20 protein-coding genes and 1 pseudogene are annotated in these 18716 nt (G+C 65.9%); 10 read left to right on the top strand and 11 right to left on the bottom strand.

The window, feature by feature from the left end:
* The first annotated feature begins 11 nt into the window (after nt 1-11).
* Nucleotides 12-1703 (top strand): proline--tRNA ligase, encoded by a 1692-nt coding sequence (locus tag QMX79_RS04260; RefSeq protein ID WP_282244724.1) that lies wholly within the window; start codon nt 12-14, stop codon nt 1701-1703.
* A 154-nt stretch (nt 1704-1857) separates the two neighbouring features.
* A pseudogene (locus QMX79_RS04255) lies at nt 1858-2229 on the top strand (H-NS histone family protein); the annotation flags it as partial.
* Between the two features lie 219 nt (nt 2230-2448).
* Here QMX79_RS04255 and QMX79_RS04250 read toward each other — a convergent pair.
* A complete protein-coding gene (locus QMX79_RS04250) occupies nt 2449-3708 on the bottom strand; it encodes a threonine/serine exporter family protein (protein ID WP_282244722.1) in 1260 nt (419 codons plus the stop codon).
* An 81-nt stretch (nt 3709-3789) separates the two neighbouring features.
* On the opposite strand from QMX79_RS04250, the gene QMX79_RS04245 reads away from it, so the two are divergent.
* From QMX79_RS04245 to QMX79_RS04230, 4 genes are read left to right on the top strand one after another with little or no spacing between them, the layout of a single operon-like run.
* On the top strand, nt 3790-4902 hold the full coding sequence (locus QMX79_RS04245) for an ABC transporter permease (RefSeq protein ID WP_282244720.1): 1113 nt from the start codon (nt 3790-3792) through the stop codon (nt 4900-4902).
* Entirely contained in the window at nt 4902-5732 is an 831-nt protein-coding gene (locus QMX79_RS04240) for an ABC transporter ATP-binding protein (protein ID WP_282244719.1), read from the top strand. Before QMX79_RS04245 ends, QMX79_RS04240 begins: the two co-directional genes overlap by 1 nt.
* Before the next feature lie 3 nt (nt 5733-5735).
* The gene (locus tag QMX79_RS04235; RefSeq protein ID WP_282244718.1) at nt 5736-6662 is read left to right on the top strand and encodes an MlaD family protein; all 927 of its coding nucleotides are present in this window, start codon (nt 5736-5738) and stop codon (nt 6660-6662) included.
* Complete coding sequence (locus QMX79_RS04230; RefSeq protein ID WP_282244715.1) at nt 6659-7333, top strand: ABC-type transport auxiliary lipoprotein family protein; 675 nt, start codon at nt 6659-6661, stop codon at nt 7331-7333. Before QMX79_RS04235 ends, QMX79_RS04230 begins: the two co-directional genes overlap by 4 nt.
* A gap of 71 nt (nt 7334-7404) precedes the next feature.
* Here QMX79_RS04230 and QMX79_RS04225 read toward each other — a convergent pair whose 3' ends face one another.
* On the bottom strand, nt 7405-7983 hold the full coding sequence (locus QMX79_RS04225) for an alpha-ketoglutarate-dependent dioxygenase AlkB (protein WP_282244713.1): 579 nt from the start codon (nt 7981-7983) through the stop codon (nt 7405-7407).
* A 104-nt stretch (nt 7984-8087) separates the two neighbouring features.
* Between QMX79_RS04225 and QMX79_RS04220 the strand changes: the two genes are divergently transcribed.
* Nucleotides 8088-9047: a UDP-glucuronic acid decarboxylase family protein gene (locus QMX79_RS04220; RefSeq protein ID WP_282244711.1), complete on the top strand. Its 960-nt coding sequence runs from the start codon at nt 8088-8090 to the stop codon at nt 9045-9047.
* A 17-nt stretch (nt 9048-9064) separates the two neighbouring features.
* Here the strand turns inward: QMX79_RS04220 and QMX79_RS04215 are convergent, their stop codons facing one another.
* Genes QMX79_RS04215 through QMX79_RS04195 form a run of 5 tightly spaced genes read right to left on the bottom strand, consistent with a single transcriptional unit; the run spans nt 9065 to nt 12564 of the window.
* Complete coding sequence (locus QMX79_RS04215) at nt 9065-9661, bottom strand: hypothetical protein (RefSeq protein WP_282244709.1); 597 nt, start codon at nt 9659-9661, stop codon at nt 9065-9067.
* Complete coding sequence (locus tag QMX79_RS04210; protein ID WP_282244707.1) at nt 9658-10050, bottom strand: GtrA family protein; 393 nt, start codon at nt 10048-10050, stop codon at nt 9658-9660. Before QMX79_RS04210 ends, QMX79_RS04215 begins: the two co-directional genes overlap by 4 nt.
* Complete coding sequence (locus QMX79_RS04205; protein WP_282244705.1) at nt 10034-10996, bottom strand: glycosyltransferase; 963 nt, start codon at nt 10994-10996, stop codon at nt 10034-10036. The genes QMX79_RS04210 and QMX79_RS04205 overlap by 17 nt, the downstream gene beginning before the upstream one ends.
* Nucleotides 10989-12203: a hypothetical protein gene (locus tag QMX79_RS04200; protein ID WP_282244704.1), complete on the bottom strand. Its 1215-nt coding sequence runs from the start codon at nt 12201-12203 to the stop codon at nt 10989-10991. Before QMX79_RS04200 ends, QMX79_RS04205 begins: the two co-directional genes overlap by 8 nt.
* The gene (locus tag QMX79_RS04195; RefSeq protein WP_282244703.1) at nt 12181-12564 is read right to left on the bottom strand and encodes a hypothetical protein; all 384 of its coding nucleotides are present in this window, start codon (nt 12562-12564) and stop codon (nt 12181-12183) included. Before QMX79_RS04195 ends, QMX79_RS04200 begins: the two co-directional genes overlap by 23 nt.
* Before the next feature lie 557 nt (nt 12565-13121).
* Between QMX79_RS04195 and QMX79_RS04190 the strand changes: the two genes are divergently transcribed.
* Nucleotides 13122-13466 (top strand): hypothetical protein, encoded by a 345-nt coding sequence (locus QMX79_RS04190; protein WP_282244701.1) that lies wholly within the window; start codon nt 13122-13124, stop codon nt 13464-13466.
* On the opposite strand, the gene QMX79_RS04185 is transcribed toward QMX79_RS04190, so the two are convergent.
* From QMX79_RS04185 to QMX79_RS04175, 3 genes are all read right to left on the bottom strand, one after another.
* The gene (locus tag QMX79_RS04185) at nt 13451-14011 is read right to left on the bottom strand and encodes a hypothetical protein (protein ID WP_282244699.1); all 561 of its coding nucleotides are present in this window, start codon (nt 14009-14011) and stop codon (nt 13451-13453) included. The genes QMX79_RS04190 and QMX79_RS04185 overlap by 16 nt on opposite strands.
* Before the next feature lie 101 nt (nt 14012-14112).
* Entirely contained in the window at nt 14113-14739 is a 627-nt protein-coding gene (locus QMX79_RS04180; protein ID WP_282244697.1) for a CoA transferase subunit B, read from the bottom strand.
* A 1-nt stretch (nt 14740) separates the two neighbouring features.
* Nucleotides 14741-15475 (bottom strand): CoA transferase subunit A, encoded by a 735-nt coding sequence (locus tag QMX79_RS04175; RefSeq protein ID WP_282244695.1) that lies wholly within the window; start codon nt 15473-15475, stop codon nt 14741-14743.
* Nucleotides 15476-15617: 142 nt separating this feature from the next.
* Here QMX79_RS04175 and QMX79_RS04170 point away from each other — a divergent pair, with 142 nt between their 5' ends.
* Together QMX79_RS04170 and QMX79_RS04165 are read left to right on the top strand one after the other, a co-directional pair.
* A complete protein-coding gene (locus tag QMX79_RS04170; protein ID WP_282244693.1) occupies nt 15618-16967 on the top strand; it encodes a phosphomannomutase in 1350 nt (449 codons plus the stop codon).
* An 11-nt stretch (nt 16968-16978) separates the two neighbouring features.
* Nucleotides 16979-18382: a mannose-1-phosphate guanylyltransferase/mannose-6-phosphate isomerase gene (locus tag QMX79_RS04165; RefSeq protein ID WP_282244691.1), complete on the top strand. Its 1404-nt coding sequence runs from the start codon at nt 16979-16981 to the stop codon at nt 18380-18382.
* A 33-nt stretch (nt 18383-18415) separates the two neighbouring features.
* Here QMX79_RS04165 and QMX79_RS04160 read toward each other — a convergent pair.
* Nucleotides 18416-18716 (bottom strand): SIS domain-containing protein (locus tag QMX79_RS04160; protein ID WP_282244689.1); only part of this gene is annotated, 301 nt, incomplete at its 5' end.

The following is an 18716-nucleotide window of genomic DNA, read 5'->3' as shown; positions in this document are numbered from 1 at the left end:
CGAAGCCGACGATGCGCCTCTCCCAGTTCCATCTGCACACCACCAAGGAAACCCCCGGCGACGCCGAGCTCACCAGCCACCGGCTGATGCTGCGCGCGGGCATGATCCGCAAGCTGGCCTCGGGGCTGTATATCTGGTCGCCGCTGGGCCTGCGCGTGCTGCGCAAGGTCGAGCGCATCGTGCGCGAGGAGATGGAGCGTGCCGGCGCCATTGAGTTCCAGGTGCCCACCATCCAACCCAAGGACCTGTGGGAGGCCACCGGGCGCTGGGAAAAGTTCGGCCCGCAGCTGCTGAAGATCAAGGACCGCAAGGAGCAGGTGTTCTGCTACAGCCCCACCGCTGAAGAGGCCGCGGCCGATTTCGCGCGCCAGGAACTGAACAGCTACAAGCAGCTGCCGGTGAACTTCTTCCAGATCCAGACCAAGTTCCGCGACGAGATCCGCCCGCGCTTCGGCGTGATGCGCGCGCGCGAGTTCCTGATGAAGGATGCCTATTCCTTCCACCTGGATGACGCCTGCCTGGTGCGTGAGTACGAGAACATGAAGGCCGCCTACGCCCGCGTGTTCACCCGCCTGGGCCTGGACTTCCGCATGGTGCAGGCCGATTCCGGCGCGATCGGCGGCGACGCCTCGCAGGAATTCCACGTCATCGCCGAATCCGGCGAAGACGCGCTGGTGTTCTCCACCGGGTCCGATTACGCGGCCAACATGGAAGCGGCCGTCGCCGCTGCACCGGGCCCGCGCCCGGCCGCCAGCGAAGCGCTGCGCAAGGTGGAAACGCCCACCCAGAAAACCTGCGAGGCGGTAGCCGCCCTGCTCGGCCTGGGCCTGGAGCGCACCGTCAAGTCGATTGCGGTCATGACCGAAGCCGGCTTCGTGCTGGCGCTGGTGCGCGGCGACCACGACGTCAACGAGATCAAGCTGGGCAAGGTCGCGGGCCTGCAGGGCTACCGCATGGCCGGTGAGGCGGAAATCGCCACCCACTTGGGCAGCGAACCGGGCTTCCTGGGCCCGCTCAACCCGGCCAAGCCGATCCGCATCGTGGCCGATCGCGACGTTGCCGCGATGGCCGATTTCGTCATCGGCGCCAACGAAGCCGGTTTCCATATTGCCGGCGTCAACTGGGGCCGTGACCTGCCCGAACCGGAAGTGGCCGACATCCGCAATGCGAAGGAAGGCGACCGTGCCGCCGATGGTGGCGAACTGCGCGTGGCGCGCGGCATCGAAGTGGGCCACGTGTTCCAGCTGGGCCGCCAGTATGCGCAGGCCTTGAATGCCACCGTGCTGGACGAGAACGGCAAGGCCGCGGTGATGGCGATGGGCTGCTACGGCATCGGTATCTCGCGCATCGTCGCTGCGGCCATCGAACAGAACCACGACGACGCCGGCATTATCTGGCCCGACGCAATGGCGCCGTGGCAGGTGGTGGTGTGCGTGATCAACCCGAAGCAGGACGACGCCGTGGCCAGCGCCGCTGCCGACCTGCTGGCCGAGCTGCAGGCCGCCGGCCTGGATGCCGCACTGGATGACCGCGGGCTGCGCCCGGGGTCGATGTTCGCCGACATGGAACTGATCGGCGTACCGCACCGGGTGGTGGTATCCGAACGCGGCCTGGCCGCCGGTACGTTCGAGTACCGCGCGCGCACTGCCAGCGAAGCGGAGAGTCTGGACCACGATGCACTGATGAAAAAACTGACAAAGTAATGACAGAGCCGGGTGAAACATCCCGGCTTTTTATTGTCCCGTTTCCATTGATTATTTTTTCTCGCTGTGCATTCTCGAAATGAGAATGTATGCTGATGGCGTGCCAAGGACTGGCTCAACCCCGTCCTTCTATTGTTAGATTCCGGAGCAGTTGATGAGTATTGACCTGAGTGGTTTGTCCGCCAAAGAGCTGGGCGCCCTGATCAAGAACGCCAAGAAGCAGCAGACGATTGTTGCCAAGCGCCCGGCCATCACCAAGGTCCGCGCACAGCTGACCAAGTTGGCCAAGGCAAACGGATACACCCTGGAAGAAGTGGCAGGCGTTGCAGCCCCCACCCGCGGCCGCGCCGGCAAGGCCGCCACGGCAGCACCGGCCAAGGCCGTGCGCAAGCTCGGCAAAGTGGCCCCGAAGTACCGCAATCCGGCCAACCCGAAGGAAACCTGGACCGGCCGTGGCAAGCAGCCGCGCTGGCTGGCCGCCCACACCACCAAGGGCAAGAAGCTGGAAGATTTCCTGATCAAGAAGTAAGCATCGCGTTACCGATGCGAACAAAAACGCCGGCTGCAATGCCGGCGTTTTTTTGTTTTCAGCTACGTGCGCAGGATCATGGCTTTGACACGCATGGCGTGTCACTACGACCCTTGGTCGCTTGGGTTTTGGGGTCGGGCGTTGATGGTTTATGAAGCCGCCGCGTAGAGACACGCCATGCGTGTCCCACTGAAACTCTCAGAAACTCTCACTGATTCACAGATTCTTTCGCGCCGGTACCAGCAGGTTGCCGAACAATAGTCCCGCCACGAGTGCCATTACCACGTTGAGCACGGTCATCAGCACCGTCTGGCCGGCACTCATGTCCTGCTGCTGCACCAAGGTAAGCACGCCGCGCAGGCTGGTGCTGCCGGGCACCAGCATGATGATGCCGGGCAGCCGGATGATGGCGCCCGGGCGCTGCACCAGTCGGCCGAACAGGTTGCCTGCGGCGGTCATGATCATCGCCGACATGAAGATGCCGGCCGGCAGGCCCCACGCCTGGCCGGCGAACTTGGAAATCGCATAGCCGGCCACCGATGCGGCAATCACCCACGGGTAATCGCGGCGGTTGGCCTTGAACAGCATCGCGAACGCGAACGCCGCGATCAGCAGCGCGCTCCATTCCACCCAGTCGGCCTGCGGCCGCGATGCGCGCACCACCGGGTCCAGCCCGAGGATGCCCGACAGCGTCACCGCGATCACCGCGCCCACGGTGAGCTTGAGGATGGTGGTGATCGCGCCGGCGAAGCGCGCGGTGCCCGATACCCAGTGCTGGCTGGCCAGCTCGTTGACCGCATTGGTCAGCGACATGCCGGGCAGCATCACCACCAGCGAGGCGATGATCACCGTATTGAGGTTGAGCGCGCCCACGAACGAGGCCACCAGCGCCGCCACCGTGCCGGCCAGCAGTGCGGCCAACGCCTCGCTGGCTTCGCGGCTGGCCGGGCGGCGGTCGGTCACCAGCGTCATCAGCCCGATCAGCAACCCGATCACCCCGGCGGTGGCGATATCCAGCCACGGCAGTTTCCACAGCCCGGCCACGCCGGCCGCACCCAGGCTGTAGGACAGGATCATGCGGATCTTGCCGCGCCGGCCCGGGTCCTTGTCCAGTTGCCGCAGTGCGGTATGGCCCTGCGCGATGCTCATCGTGCCGTTGGCCACCGCTTCGGTGATCTGGTCGGCGATGCTGAGCTTGTGCAGGTCGTTTTCGCCCGGTGCCAGCCGGATCACGCGCGTGATGTCCGACGAACCGATCGCCTTGGTCGGGTCGCTGAAGCTCAGGATCAGCCCGGTCGGGTTCGACCACGGCTCGCAGTCCAGGTCCAGCCGCTGCGACAGCGCAACCACCGCCGCCTCCAGCCGCTGGGCGGTGGTGCCGTAGCTGTGCAGCCGTCCGGCGATCTCGGACACGAAGGCCACCCGCTGTGCGTAGGTGGCGGGAGGGGTGGCAATGGCGGGTGCGTCGGCAGACATGCGGCGTAGTATTACCCGATGTCGGGCCGCATACACACTTGGCCTCCACGCATACAGGTTATGCTGCGTGGAGGACGCCCCATGACGCCAGAACAGACCCCCAAACTCGAACAGGATCCACAGGACCCCGGTCTCATCCGGTTGTCCGGCCAGTGGACCTTGCGCACCGCGCTGGACGCGGCCGAAGTGCTGCGCGCGGCGCCGGAGAAAGTGACCGGCATCGATGCCAGCGGCATCACCCAGCTGGATTCGGCCGGCGTGCTGCAGGTGCTGCGCGTGGCCCACCGCGCCGACCTGGCCGAGGATGCACTGACCTTCCGCGAGGACCACCGCGCGCTGGTGTGCACCATCGAGGAAGTGGCCGACGACCGCCCCAAGGCCAAGCGCGACTTCGGCGTGCTGGCCGCGCTGGAGCGCCTGGGCCGCAGCGTGCACGCCACCGGCCACAACATCGTGGCGCTGGCCAGCTTCCTGGGCGAGAACCTGGTCAAGGGCGGCCGCCTGCTGCGCGAGCCGCGCCGTTTCCGACTGACCGCGACCGTGCACCACATGGAACAGGTCGGGCTGGATGCGGTGCCGCTGGTGGCGCTGCTGTCCTACCTGGTGGGCGCGGTGATCGCGTTCCTGGGCTCGACGATCCTGCGCGACTTCGGCGCCGAGATCTACGTGGTGGAACTGGTCAGCATCGCCTTCCTGCGCGAATTCGCCGTGCTGCTCACCGCGATCGTGCTGGCCGGCCGCACCGCCAGCGCGTTCACCGCGCAGATCGGCTCGATGAAGGCGCGCGAGGAAATCGACGCGATCCAGACCCTGGGCCTGGACCCGGTCGACCTGCTGGTGCTGCCGCGCCTGATCGCGCTGCTGGTCACCCTGCCGCTGCTGACCTTCGTGGCGATGATCGCCGGCCTGGCCGGTGGCGTCACCGTGGGCGCGTTCGACCTGGATATTCCGCCGCAGATGTACCTGGCGCGGCTGCACGACACCATCGAGGTGCGGCACATGCTGGTGGGCCTGTCCAAGGCGCCGGTGTTTGCCGCCGTGATCGGCCTGATCGGCTGCCTGGAAGGGCTGAAGGTGGAAGGCACCGCGCAGTCGGTGGGTGAGCGCACCACCTCCAGCGTGGTGCAGACCATCTCGCTGGTGATCATCATCGACGCGTTCGCCGCGTTGTGGTTCATGCACATGGATTGGTGATGACGACCACAGCCGCCCCTGAAGAAGACACCCGCACCGCGCTGGCCGACGCCGCCGGGCTGGCCATCCGCGTGCGCGGGCTGACCAACCGCTTCGGTAGCCAGACCGTGCACGAGGGCTTGGACCTGGACGTGCGCCGCGGCGAGATCCTCGGCGTGGTCGGTGGTTCGGGTACCGGCAAATCGGTGCTGATGCGCAGCATCCTGGGCCTGCGCACGCCCGACGAAGGCCAGATCGAAGTGTTGGGCGTGGATGCGCGCTCGGGCAACCGCGCCGACCGCCTGCACATCGAACGCAACACCGGCGTGCTGTTCCAGGATGGCGCGCTGTTCTCGTCCATGACCGTGGGCGAGAACGTGCAGGTGCCGCTGAAGGAACACCACGGCGAGCTGCCCGAACGCTGGCATTACGAACTGGCGCTGCTGAAGGTGAAGCTGGCCGGCCTGCCCGCCGATGCGATCAACAAGCTGCCCTCGCAGCTGTCCGGCGGCATGCGCAAGCGCGCCGGCCTGGCCCGTGCGCTGGCGCTGGACCCGCCACTGCTGTTCCTGGACGAGCCCACCGCCGGGCTGGACCCGATCGGCGCGGCCGCCTTCGACCGCCTGATCAAGACCCTGCAGGAAGCGCTGGGCCTGACTGTGCTGCTGATCACCCACGACCTGGATACGCTGTATGCGATCTGCGACCGGGTGGCGGTGCTGGCCGACCACAAGGTGATCGCCAATGCGCCGTTGCATGAAATCGAACAACTGGAGCATCCGTGGATCCAGGAATATTTCCACGGACCGCGTGCGCGTGCTGCACGCGCCGCCAAGCAGAAGAGCGAGTAAGCCATGGAAACCAAAGCCAATTACGTACTGATCGGCGCGTTCACCCTGATCGTGGGGCTGGCATTGCTGGCCTTCGGGTTGTGGGCGGCCAAGTACTCCTCCGACCGCACCTGGACCGAATACCGGGTGGTGTTCCGCGAAGCGGTCACCGGTTTGTCGGTGGGCAGCCCCGTGCAGTACAACGGCATCGCGGTCGGCTCGATCACCGAACTGAACCTGGTGCCGGATGACCCGCGCCAGGTGGTCGCGCGGATCCGCCTGAATTCCAACACGCCGGTGAAGACCGACACCCGCGCCAAGCTGGCCATCACCAGCCTGACCGGGCCGTCGATCATCCAGCTCAGCGGCGGCACGCCGCAGGCGCAGGCGCTGACCGCAGTGAACCGCGACCCGGCCCCGATCATCCCGACCACCCCCTCGGCGCTGCAGAACATCACCGACGTGGCCAACCGCATCGTCGAGCGCATGGACCAGGTGCTGAGCGACCGCAACGTGGCCAGCATCAACGCCACCCTGGCCAACCTGGAAACCATCAGCGGCGGCCTGGCCGACCGCGACCAGGGCACCCAGGCGCTGCTGCTCAGCGCGCGCGATGCCGCACGCAGCCTGGATGTGACGCTCAAGACCACCAACGGCACCATCGAGCGCCTGGACAAGAACCTGGTGCAGCAGCTGCCGCCGATCCTGGACAAGCTGGAAACCACCCTGACCAAGCTCGATTCGGCCGCTGGTAGTGCCGATTCGATCCTGGGCGAGAACCGCGCGGCCATCAACAGCTTCGCCAACGATGGCCTGGCCCAGCTCGGACCGACCCTGACCGAGCTGCGCGGGTTGATCCGCGACCTGCGCCGGGTCAGCGACAAACTGGACAACAACCCGGCCCGCTACCTGCTGGGCCGCGACGCGCCGAAGGAGTTCGAACCCAAATGAGCCGCTTCCCTCTCCTGCCCGCCTCCCTGCCCCGCCTGCTGCTGCCGGCCGGGCTGATGATCGCGCTCGGTGCCTGCTCGCTGCTGGGCAGCAACGAGCGCAGCCAGGTCACCATCTATTCGCCGGTGGTGCGCATCCAGCCGGATCCGTCGTGGCCGAAGGTCGACTGGCAGCTGGTGCTGGTCAAGCCCACCGCCGCGCGCGTGGTCGACAGCCCGCGTATCAACGTGCGCCCCAACCCGGGTGAGCTGGAGGTCTACAAGGGCGTGAGCTGGGCGCAGCCGGCCACCGACATGGTGGACGATGCGCTGGTGCGCGCCTTCGAGGATTCCGGCCACATTGCCGGCGTGGCACGCGCCACCACCGGCATCCGCGCCGACTACAAGCTGGCGCTGGATGTACGCCGCTTTGAATCCGATTACCGCGGCCAGCCCACGCCGACCGCCCTCATCGAGATCAACGCCAAGCTGATCCACGTGATCGACCAGCGCGTGGTCGCCGACCGCACGTTCCGCCAGGAGCAGCCGGTACCCAGCACCAACACCGCCGATGTGGCCCAGGCATTCGAAAAGAGCCTGCAGGCGGTGACCACCGAGCTGGTGGGGTGGACATTGACCACCGGCCAGGCCGACAGCCAGACGGCTGCGGCTATTCCGACGCGATTGCGCTGACGAAAAGCGGTAGAGCCACGCCCTGCGTGGCTGGAACGGCCGGGTACCGCGAAGCCACGCAGGGCGTGGCTCTACGCCTCGATCCAGCGGAACGTCAGGTTGATTCGCTCGGCCAACGGTCGCGCGCTCTTGGGCAGCGCATGTTGGTAGAAAGATTGGGTACGCCCGCCCATCAGCAATAGATCGCCATGGCCCAGCGTGACTTCCGCCTTGCGCGCATGGTCATCGCGACGGCGCAGCAGGAATCGCCTTGCCGCGCCCAGGCTGAGTGATGCGATCAGCGGCGTGGGCCCAAGCTCTGCCTCGTTGTCGCTGTGCCAGCCCATCCCGTCATCGTTGTCGCGATAGCAGTTGAGCAGCACGCTGTTGAATTCCTGCCCGCAGAATTCCGCCAGCGCATCCCGCACCGGCAGCAATGCCGGATGCCAGGCATGCGGCACGAAGTCGGTACCCGAATAGCGGTAGCGCGCGGCCGGATCGCCCATCCAGCAGCTCAGCCGCGGTGAATCCACCTGCCGGCCGAACATCCGGATCTTGTGCACCTCCCACGGCACCTCGCCGCGCAGCTGGCGCTGCAGCGCATCGGCGGCGTCAGCGGCCAGCCAGTGGCGGTGCCAGTGCACCTGGGCATCGGGAAGGTGGAGATCCATGCTGGAACGCTAGCATGGCGGCGCCCCATCCAGCCGCCTACAATCGGCGTTCCCCCAGCGTGACCAGCGGCATGCACCGCGCCGCCCACAGCCAGAGATCCCGAATGAGAAGTCATGACAGCACCAAGCGCATCCTGGTCACCGGCGGTGCGGGATTCCTCGGCTCACACCTGATCGAGCGCCTGCTCGGCCAGGGCCACGAAGTAGTGTGCGCCGACAACCTGTTCACCGGAACCAAGCGCAACATCGCGCACCTGCTCGGCAACCCACAGTTCGAGTTCCTCCGCCACGACGTGACCTTCCCGCTGTACATCGAGGTGGATGAGATCTGGAACCTGGCCTGTCCGGCCTCGCCGATCCATTACAGCCACGACCCGGTGCAGACCACCAAGACCTCGGTTCATGGCGCGATCAATCTGCTGGGGCTGGCCAAGCGGCTGGACTGCCGGATCTTCCAGGCCTCCACCAGCGAAGTCTACGGCGATCCGAGCGTGCACCCGCAGCGCGAAGAGTACTGGGGCAACGTGAACCCGATCGGGCCGCGCTCGTGTTACGACGAGGGCAAGCGCTGCGCGGAAACGCTGTTCTTCGATTACCACCGCCAGCACGGGCTGGATATCAAGGTGGCGCGCATCTTCAACACCTATGGCCCGCGCATGCACCCCAATGATGGGCGCGTGGTGTCCAACTTCATCGTGCAGGCGCTGCGCGGCGAGAACATCACCATTTACGGCGAGGGCCAGCAGACGCGCTCGTTCTGCTATGTGGATGACCTGATCGAAGGGTTCATCCGGCTGATGGCCACGGACAAGGATTTCACCGGGCCGTGCAACCTGGGCAACCCGGCAGAGATGACCATCCGCGAGCTGGCCGAGGCGGTGATCGCGCTGACCAATTCAGGGTCGAAGCTGGTGTTCAAGCCGCTGCCGCAGGACGACCCGATGCAGCGCCAGCCGGATATCACGCTGGCCAAGAGCCGGTTGGGCGGCTGGGAACCGCAGGTGAAGCTGGAAGACGGGCTTCGGCGGACGATTGCGTATTTTGATGGGTTGCTGAGCGGCTGAAACGGCCGCTCCATCCCTCACTGACACTGGTAGGAGACGTCCTGGCGGCTGTGGCGGAACGGATCGGTCAGGTCGTCGGAGTACCTGCCCAGCAACAGACGCTGTTTGGGCAGGAAGTGCTGGCGGTAGAAGCGGCTCATGGCCGCGACCCGGCGGCCCTTGTCGGTGAGCAGCACGCAGCCGTTGGCGATGTGGATCGTGCCCGAGCTTTCCTGTTCGGTCAGCCGTACGTCCACCAGCCGGTGTTCCACCATGTATTCCTTGGTGAACACGTCCTGGAAGGCATCCTGGCGGATGCCGCCGCCGCGCTGGTCCAGCTTCTCCAGGATGTAGAACGACAGCGAACGGTCGATCACGGTCGGCACGGAAATCGCGAACGAATAGCCGCCCAGCAGCCACACCGCCACCAGCAGTACTTTCTCGGTCACGGTGAAGCGCCGCAGCGCGGGCAGCAGCAGCAACAGGCCGGTCAGCACTGCCGCCAGCAGCGCATCGCCGATCGCCGCATAGAACACCACGTCCACGCTGAAGAAGCGTACGTGCAGGAAATGGATGCCCAGCAGCAGCACCACGTAGACGACGGTCAGCAGCAGTGCGTTGCGCAGGGTTTTCATGGCTTGAACACCAGCAGGCGGTTGCCCAGGAACGAAAGGATGAACTGGAGGATGCTGATCAGCACGAAGCCCACGCGGTAATCGAACTTCAACAGGTCCGACCACAGCGCCATCAGCCCGCCGTTGAGCAATGCAATGGCGGCATACAGCAGTACGAACCGCCACAGCTGGCCACCGGCGCGGGCCTGGGTAGCAGCGAACACGAAGTAGCGGTTGCCCAGGAACGACGACACGATGGCCACCGCCGCCGCCAGCAGGTTGGCCACGCCTTTGGAAGGCACATGCACCACCTCCACCAGCAAGGTCAGCACCGCGAAGTGCACGCCGGTCGCCACCAGTCCATTGATGACGTAACGCAGCAGCTGGCGGAACTCAGCGCGGCGCGACATCGGCCGACACTTCGGCGACACCGGCCAGGTACTCGCGGTACGCCCCCGGTTTCTGGATGGTGCCGCGCACGATGCCACTGAGCATCAGCGTCATCAGGGTGAGCGTGCCGGTCTGCAGGAACACCAGGAACAGCACGCCCAGCGCCATCGAGAACCAGCCCGGCGTAGCGTAGCCGGCCAGCTTGAGCAGGGTGGCCACCACGGCCAGCACGATCGACGCCGAAGAGACCAGCACGCACATCAGGCCCACGCGGACCAGCACGTCTTCGGCGAACACCATCAGCGCGCGGAACCCATGCAGGGTCAGGCCCACGAAGTTCATCTTGCTCTGCCCGGCGTAGCGCGGCCCACGGTCGATCGGGCACACCGCCAGGCGCAGCTTGCTGGCGATCAACCCTGCGGCCACATGGGTCCAGACCTCGTGCATCGCGTTGAGCCGGTGCAGCGCACTGACCTTGATCGCCATGAAGTTGCCGAAGCTGATGGTGCGCCCGGTCAGCAGCTGGAAGATGAACTTGTAGACCACGTAGAACGCGCGGAAGCGCAGCGTTTCCACCCGGCTCCTGCGCCGCGCCACGGCTACGTCCACGTTTTCGTCGCGCACCGCCTCGAGCAGGGTAGCGATGGTCTCGGGCAGGTCTTCGCCATCGGAATCCATCACGACCACCCGCTGGGCGTCCGGCAGGTTCTCTTCGACATAGCCCAGCCCGATCGCGATCGCCTTCTGGTGGCCGACGTTGCGGCGCAGCCTCAGCACCACCCCGCTGACCCCGGCGCTGGACAGCTGGAACGGCTGCACCGGTTCGCGGATCGAGCCGTCATCCACCGCCACCACGAACACGCGGTCGCCGTACAGGCGCGCCAGTTCGGTGAACAACCGGGTGGAGGCCACGTGGTCCTCGTAGACCGGGGTGACCACCACGAACGACGCGTTGGGCTCAAGCATTGGGTTCTCCTGCATTCTGGCGCGGGCCAGTCTGTCTCCACTGGTCCAGCAGCACCAGCACCGCGTACATCAACAGCAACTGTACCGGCAGCGCGACGCGTTTGGCACTGGTGGCCAGGTGCCAGGCCAGATCGTGCGGGGTGCTCAGATACACCGCGAACAGCACGCCAAAATAGGCCGCGGCGACGGCCAGCCCGGCCCGGGCCGCAGATACGCGCCAGGTGCGCGCCCACAGTACCAGCAGCAGCACCAGCGGCACCCACACGGCACTGCGCAGCAGGGCCTTCAGGATCAGCACGCTGGGTGCCAGCTCGGGCAGGCGCGCCAGCAGCTGCCCCTTCAGGTCGCTCTGGGCCAGGTCATTGCCCAGGTCGGCGCCGGCCACGGCCAGTTTCCACGCCACCAGCGGCACCATTGATACGGCGAACGCGGCCAGCAGGCCCCAGGGCATGCGGCGGTCGCGCAGCAGGACGGTACCCACCGCGACCACGCCGACCAGGATGGCCAGCACCGCACCTTCGTTCTTGATCAGGGTCAGCACCGCCGACAGCGCTGCATAGGCGGCGAGGTTGACCCAGGCCGCCTCGGCCGCGTCCCTGCGCGGCTGGATCGCCACGGCAAGCGCCGCGACCGCGTAGACCGCCAGGAACGCATCCATGTAGCCGTCGACCAGATAGCGCCCACCCACCTCCAGCACCGCTACCGCCAACAGCCCGGCGGCCCACCACGTGCGCAAGCTGCGCGCGATCAACAGCAGCGGCGGCAGCAGCAGGAGCGTCGCGGCGGCCTTGGGGAAGATCTCGTTCCAGTGCCCCACCCCCCTGGCGGCCGTGGCCGACCACAGCGGCATCAGTGACGGGTAGTCGTTGTGGCTGAAGTTCGCATAGCCGTCCAGCTGGGCGTACAGCGAATTCTCCAGGTAGATCCGCTTGGCATGCAGCATCCAGATCGAGCGCGGGTCCCATTCGTCGGTGGGGCTGCCCAGCGCGAGCACCAGCAGCACCGCGACAATGCCCACCATCCACGCCGAACGCCCGTCGCGCAGGGCGAGCAGCGACCACGCGGCACAGGCCAGCACGGCAATGAAGGCGACCTGGGCCGACAGCCCTACCCAGCCAAACGCAGCGAAGGCATAGCAGAGCAGCACGCCGGCCAGCATGCCCAGCGCGGCGCGCGCGCCACCGTCAGTGGCAGTCAACGAGAACAATGCGCTCACTCCTTGAGATTTCAGTGCAGTTCGGCTGCTGCGGGCCGGGGGTGCGCCAGAGCATCAGGCCCTTGTCGGCCCAGTGGATACGGCGGGGGTACAGCCCGTCCCACAGGCGCTCGCGCACCAGCGGGTCTTCCCAGAGGCCCGGTGCCAGGGCAATTGGCGCGCCGCTCTGTTCGTGGCGGAGCAGCTCGCGGGCTTCGACAACCTCGGGGGGAACCGACTCGGTCCAGCCGGCGTCGGCCACGAAGGCCTGGCGCAGCATGGAACCGTTGAAATCGACATCCTTGGCAATGCCGCGCAGGCCCACCAGCAGCGCCGCCCCGATCAGCAGACCGACCAGCCAGCGTTGCAGCATGGAGGGGTTCCCCTTCCCGGGTTTGATCACGGCAGCATTCCAGGTTCAGCCAAGCCGGAAAGTCTAGCATTCGGCCTCTGCGGTTGATCGTTACATGGATGCGCATCCGGGAAAGGCCTTCCCCGCCGATGTCCATGCCATTACCGGACGCGGACAGTTCAACGTCGGTGGATAGAGATGCGATCCTACTGAGGAGATTGCATCGCTCAGCGGCAGGGTCGACTACCAAACGACCGCCAGCACCTGGGCCACGTCGGATAACGCATGACCTCCAGTCGTCAACTCACCGGTTACGCGCGAAACAGCGCAACCGATGCCATGAGCGCCGTGAGGAATCTGGTCAGAGGACAACGCGGTACCGCCAAGGTGGCGGAGTACAACACCTTCTCGGGATTACGTCGCACCGCGTATGTGCAAGCGGCTTTCAACTTCCCGAGTACCTCGCCATCCCCGCGAGGGCGACTTCCAACGCCGGTCTCGCATGAATACCCATCGGCTCGACATCGCCCACGCGAAGCCCGAAAGATGAACGTCAGCTGGCACCAACCAACAGCGTGATGGTCTGCACCCTGTACCACAAGGTCCTTGACCGGCAGCCCGGCGACCGGAAGATTCCCTATCTGAAACTGCACGGCATGTGCATGTGTGCGGCAGGGATCGAAGCCGGAACGCAGCTTCAAGTAGAGGTGCGGCCGGGGGCGATTGCATTGCGTGTTAATGAGAAGGCAGTACTCACTTTGGTACGAACCAGGATGTCTCCCGACAACGCGCAAATCAAAGTGGCGCTTCACGTAATAAGTCATCGTTCCTTCGCCACCACGCTCGGCGCGTCGAGTTCCTTCTGGCCAACCGGGCTGAAACCAACCCGGCTGACGTTCGGGCACGGCTACTGCCAAATGTAGCCGATGATGCCGTCGTTGGCTGGGTGCTTTACGCCCTCACAGTTGACGTCCACCGAATCGAAGTGATCAGCCCAGTTGCCCGGGCTCAGTCCACCGCGCTGGCAGCGGTACAGCGGTACCGTACCCGGAAGCTGGGTGGATGCGATATAGCCAGTGATCGGAGACGCGTTGGTCATCAGCATGTGACCTTCGCAATTTGCGTCGTGCGAGGTAAAGCGATTGCGATAGTCGTTCGTAAGGCAGTTGTACAACGTCATGCTGCCTTCAAAGGGGAAATACGAAATGAATCCCAGCACGCCCTGACGCGTACCCGGGTGCTGCCAGGGAGACGACGGCGCAAAAGGCCGCGCCGAGAAGGTATCCCCGCGGAAATGCCAGCGCTCAAGTTCTACCAGCTGGACATCTGCGGGGAGGGACGCGGGCTGGGCTCTTGCCTCGGCAACGCCGGCCGCGCTCTGGCCCAGGTAATCTGAATCCTGCGCCAGAGCGCTTCCTGCGAACGACATTGCAACGGCCAGCGATCCGAGAATAGAAATTGCCTTCATGCAGTATCACTCCTGTTGGTCAACCAAGCGCTTATTGCGCAGGTCGAGCCTAAGGAGGTCTGCCTCGGATCGCCGTGACCCACGTCGGCTTCCCGAGAGGTTCAGATAATTCTGACCCCTGTCCTTTCCTGGAGCTCTTCCCTGCTTACGCCCGGCGCGGCTTCGACCAGGGTCAAGCCTGCTTCGGTGACATCGAACACGGCCAGGTCGGTGATGATCCGGTCGACCACGCCCACGCCGGTCAGCGGCAGGGTGCACTCGGGCAGGATCTTGTGCTCGCCATTCTTGGCGGTGTGCTCCATCAGCACTACCACGCGCTGCACGCCGGCCACCAGGTCCATGGCGCCGCCCATGCCCTTGACCATCTTGCCCGGCACCATCCAGTTGGCCAGGTCACCCTTGTCGGTGACCTGCATGGCGCCCAGGATGGCCAGGTTGACGTGGCCGCCGCGGATCATCGCGAAGCTGTCGTGGCTGCCGAAGTAGCTGGCACCCGCACGCGCGGTGACCGTCTGCTTGCCGGCATTGATCAGGTCCGCATCCACTTCCGCTTCGGTCGGGAACGGGCCGATGCCGAGCAGGCCGTTCTCCGATTGCAGCCACACGTCCACGCCGTCGGGAATGTGGTTGGCCACCAGCGTCGGCAGGCCGATGCCCAGGTTCACGTACGCACCGTCGGTCAGCTCGCGGGCGGCGCGCTGCGCCATTTCATCGCGGGTCCATGCCATGTCAGTTGCCCTCCGCACGCACGGTGCGCTGTTCGATGCGTTTTTCAGGGGTGGGGTTGTGCACGATGCGGTGCACGTAGATGCCCGGCAGGTGCACCTGGTCCGGGTCGATGCTGCCCACCGGCACCACCTCTTCCACTTCCACCACGCACAGCCGGCCGGCCATCGCACAGGCCGGGTTGAAGTTGCGCGCGGTCTTGCGGAACACCAGGTTGCCGGCCTCGTCGGCCTTCCACGCCTTGACCAGCGCCACGTCGGCGCGCAGCGCGGTTTCCATCACGTAGTGCTTGCCGTCGAACTCGCGGGTTTCCTTGCCCTCGGCCACCACGGTGCCGTAGCCGGTGGCGGTGAAGAAGGCGGGAATGCCCGCACCGCCGGCGCGCAGGCGCTCGGCCAGGGTGCCCTGCGGGTTGAATTCCAGTTCCAGCTCGCCGGCCAGGTACTGGCGTTCGAATTCCTTGTTCTCGCCCACGTAGGACGAGATCATCTTGCTGATCTGCCGGGTTTCCAGCAGCTGGCCCAGGCCGAAGCCGTCCACGCCGGCGTTGTTGGAAATCACCGTCAGGCCCTTCACCCCGGTGTCGCGCAGCGCCGCGATCAGCGCTTCGGGAATGCCGCACAGGCCGAAGCCACCGACCGCCAGGGTCTGGCCATCGGCCACCACGCCCTGCAGCGCGTCGGCGGCGCTGGCGTAGCGCTTGCCGCGCCGGCCGCCGTTGTCTGGGGACTTGCTCATCTACGCCCTCACCTCGTTGATGTAAGCGGCCATTGTAGCCATTGCCGGGCACAGCCCCGGCTAAACCGACATTCCGGCTGAAAACGATTCCCATACATGACAGCGGCTAAACTCGCCTACTGACTTATGGATAGGACTTTCGATGACCCTCCCCGCATTCAAGGCATACGACATCCGCGGCCGCGTGCCGGACGAGCTGAACGAGACGCTGGCGCGCCGGATCGGCGTGGCGCTGGCGGCCCAGCTGGAGCCGGGCACGGTGGTGGTGGGTCATGACGTGCGGCTGACCAGCCCCGGCCTGCAGGACGCGCTGGCCGCCGGCCTGCGCGGTGCCGGCCGCGAGGTACTGGACATCGGCCTGTGCGGCACCGAAGAGGTCTATTTCCAGGTCGACCACCTCAACGCCGCCGGCGGGGTCATGGTCACCGCCAGCCACAACCCGATGGATTACAACGGGATGAAGCTGGTCAAGCAGCAGGCCCGGCCGATCAGCTCGGACACCGGCCTGTTCGCGATTTCCGATGCGGTCGAGGCAGACACCGCGCCCGACGCGGCACCCACGGCGGGCATCCAGTCGCACACCGACAAGAGCGCCTACATCGAGCACCTGCTCAGCTACGTGGACCGCCCCGCGCTCAAGCCGCTGAAGCTGGTGGTCAACGCCGGCAATGGCGGCGCGGGCACCATCGTGGACCTGCTGGCCCCGCACCTGCCGTTCGAATTCGTCCGCATCGCGCACGAGCCCGATGGCAGCTTCCCCAACGGCATTCCGAACCCGCTGCTGATCGAGAACCGCGAGATGACCGCGCAGGCCGTGCGCGAGCACGGCGCGGACTTCGGTATCGCATGGGATGGCGATTTCGACCGCTGCTTCTTCTTCGACCACACCGGCCGCTTCATCGAAGGCTATTACCTGGTGGGCCTGCTGGCCCAGGCCATCCTCGCGCGCCAGCCGGGCGGCAAGGTCGTGCACGACCCGCGGCTGCTGTGGAACACCGTTGAGATGGTGGAAGAAGCCGGCGGCCAGGCCGTGCTGTGCAAGAGCGGGCACGCCTTCATCAAGGAAAAGATGCGCAACGAAGACGCCGTTTACGGTGGCGAGATGAGCGCGCACCATTACTTCCGCGAGTTCGCCTACGCCGACTCGGGCATGATCCCGTGGCTGCTGATTGCCGCGCTGGTGTCCGAATCGGGCCGCTCGCTGGCCGACCTGGTGGAAGCGCGCATGCAGAAGTTCCCGTGCAGCGGCGAAATCAACTTCAAGGTCGCCGATGCCAAGGCCGCCGTGGCCCGGGTGATGGAGCATTACGCGGCGCAGGCGCCGGTGCTGGACCACACCGACGGCATCAGCGCCGACTTCGGCCAGTGGCGCTTCAACCTGCGCAGCTCCAACACCGAGCCGCTGCTGCGGCTGAACGTGGAAGCGCGTGGCGATGCGGCCCTGCTGCAGCAGCGCACCGATGAAATCTCCCAGTTGCTCAAGGCATCCTGAGGCCCAGCCCGATGAACGACATCCTTCCGGTGATCCTGTCCGGCGGCTCCGGCACGCGGCTGTGGCCGCTCTCGCGCGAGGCCTACCCCAAGCAGTTCCTGGCGCTGGCCGGCGAACAGACCATGCTGCAGGCCACCTGGCAGCGCGTGGCGCCCATCGCCGGGCGCGCGCCGCTGGTGGTGGCCAACGAGGAGCATCGGTTCGTCGCCGCCGAACAGCTGCAGCAGCTGGACGTGCAGCCGCAGGCCATCCTGCTGGAGCCGGTGGGGCGCAATACCGCCCCGGCCATCGCGGTAGCCGCGCTGGAAGCCACCCTGGAAGAGGGCGACCCGGTGCTGCTGGTGCTGCCGTCGGATCATGTGATTGCCGATGAGGAAGCCTTCCGCGCCGCCGTGCTGCGTGCGCTGCCGGCCGCACGTGATGGCAAGCTGGTCACCTTCGGCATCGTGCCGACCGGGCCGGAAACCGGCTACGGCTACATCAAGGCCGCATCCGGCGATGCGGTGCGCGCGGTGGACCGGTTCGTCGAAAAACCCGATGCCGAAACCGCCCTGCAGTACGTGCAGTCGGGCGAGTATTTCTGGAACAGCGGCATGTTCCTGTTCAAGGCCTCGCGCTACCTGGCCGAACTGGAACGCCTGCAGCCGGCCATGCTGGCGGCCAGCCGCAACGCCTGGCAGCTGGCGCGGCGCGATACCGATTTCACCCGCCTGGACAAGGAGGCCTTCGCGGCCGTGCCGGCCGATTCCATCGACTACGCGGTGATGGAAAAGACCGCCGACGCGGTGGTGGTGCCATTGGACGCGGGCTGGAACGATGTCGGCTCGTGGACCGCGCTGCGCGACGTATCGGCGCAGGATGCCGATGGCAACGCCCATCACGGCGATGTCATCGCCATCGACTGCCGCAACACCTACGCCTATGGCGAGCGCCTGATCGCGCTGGTCGGGCTGGATGACGTGATCGTGGTGGAGACCGATGATGCGGTGATGGTGGGCCGCAGCGACCGCATGCAGGAGATCAAGCAGGTGGTGGCCCGGCTCAAGGCCAACCAACGGCCCGAGGCCACCTGGCACCGCAAGGTGTACCGCCCGTGGGGCGCCTACGATTCGATCGACAACGGCGAGCGTTTCCAGGTCAAGCGGATCACCGTAAAGCCCGGCGGCACGCTGAGCCTGCAGATGCACCACCACCGCGCCGAACACTGGGTGGTGGTCAGCGGCACCGCCGAGGTTACCCGTGGTGACGAGGTGATCCTGCTGGGCGAAAACCAGAGCACCTACATTCCGCTGGGCGTGACCCACCGGCTGCGCAACCCGGGCAAGCTGCCGCTGGAACTGATCGAAGTGCAGTCCGGCAGCTACCTCGGTGAGGATGACATCGTGCGCTTCGAGGATACGTACGGGCGAAGCTGAAGAGAAAGGGCCGGTCATTGACCGGCCCTTCTTTCATTCCACCGTAACGCTCTTTGCCAGGTTTCGTGGCTTGTCCACGTCGGTGCCGCGCGCCAATGCTGTGTGGTACGCCAGCAGCTGCACAGGAATGGTGTGCACCACTGCGCTCAGTGCACCCACATGCCTGGGCGTGCGGATGACATGTACGCCGTCGGTCTCGACAAAATGGCTGTCCTGGTCGGCGAACACGAACAGCTCGCCGCCGCGGGCGCGCACTTCCTGCATGTTGGATTTGACCTTCTCCAGCAGGCTGTCGTTGGGCGCGATCACCACCACCGGCATGTCTTCATCCACC

The organism is Stenotrophomonas sp. PS02300, from assembly GCF_029959395.1.
GTDB classification, from domain to species: Bacteria; Pseudomonadota; Gammaproteobacteria; order Xanthomonadales; family Xanthomonadaceae; genus Stenotrophomonas; species Stenotrophomonas maltophilia_AD.
Note: the sequence above shows the minus strand (reverse complement) of the source record. Positions and strands in the feature narration are given on the sequence as shown.

Coding starts and splice junctions, on each gene's coding strand:
- QMX79_RS04260 (WP_282244724.1), top strand. CDS start 12: ATGCGCCTCTCCCAGTTCCATCTGCACACCACCAAGGAAACCCCCGGC.
- QMX79_RS04250 (WP_282244722.1), bottom strand. CDS start 3,708: ATGTCTGCCGACGCACCCGCCATTGCCACCCCTCCCGCCACCTACGCA.
- QMX79_RS04245 (WP_282244720.1), top strand. CDS start 3,790: ATGACGCCAGAACAGACCCCCAAACTCGAACAGGATCCACAGGACCCC.
- QMX79_RS04240 (WP_282244719.1), top strand. CDS start 4,902: ATGACGACCACAGCCGCCCCTGAAGAAGACACCCGCACCGCGCTGGCC.
- QMX79_RS04235 (WP_282244718.1), top strand. CDS start 5,736: ATGGAAACCAAAGCCAATTACGTACTGATCGGCGCGTTCACCCTGATC.
- QMX79_RS04230 (WP_282244715.1), top strand. CDS start 6,659: ATGAGCCGCTTCCCTCTCCTGCCCGCCTCCCTGCCCCGCCTGCTGCTG.
- QMX79_RS04225 (WP_282244713.1), bottom strand. CDS start 7,983: ATGGATCTCCACCTTCCCGATGCCCAGGTGCACTGGCACCGCCACTGG.
- QMX79_RS04220 (WP_282244711.1), top strand. CDS start 8,088: ATGAGAAGTCATGACAGCACCAAGCGCATCCTGGTCACCGGCGGTGCG.
- QMX79_RS04215 (WP_282244709.1), bottom strand. CDS start 9,661: ATGAAAACCCTGCGCAACGCACTGCTGCTGACCGTCGTCTACGTGGTG.
- QMX79_RS04210 (WP_282244707.1), bottom strand. CDS start 10,050: ATGTCGCGCCGCGCTGAGTTCCGCCAGCTGCTGCGTTACGTCATCAAT.
- QMX79_RS04205 (WP_282244705.1), bottom strand. CDS start 10,996: ATGCTTGAGCCCAACGCGTCGTTCGTGGTGGTCACCCCGGTCTACGAG.
- QMX79_RS04195 (WP_282244703.1), bottom strand. CDS start 12,564: ATGCTGCAACGCTGGCTGGTCGGTCTGCTGATCGGGGCGGCGCTGCTG.
- QMX79_RS04190 (WP_282244701.1), top strand. CDS start 13,122: ATGGTCTGCACCCTGTACCACAAGGTCCTTGACCGGCAGCCCGGCGAC.
- QMX79_RS04185 (WP_282244699.1), bottom strand. CDS start 14,011: ATGAAGGCAATTTCTATTCTCGGATCGCTGGCCGTTGCAATGTCGTTC.
- QMX79_RS04180 (WP_282244697.1), bottom strand. CDS start 14,739: ATGGCATGGACCCGCGATGAAATGGCGCAGCGCGCCGCCCGCGAGCTG.
- QMX79_RS04175 (WP_282244695.1), bottom strand. CDS start 15,475: ATGAGCAAGTCCCCAGACAACGGCGGCCGGCGCGGCAAGCGCTACGCC.
- QMX79_RS04170 (WP_282244693.1), top strand. CDS start 15,618: ATGACCCTCCCCGCATTCAAGGCATACGACATCCGCGGCCGCGTGCCG.
- QMX79_RS04165 (WP_282244691.1), top strand. CDS start 16,979: ATGAACGACATCCTTCCGGTGATCCTGTCCGGCGGCTCCGGCACGCGG.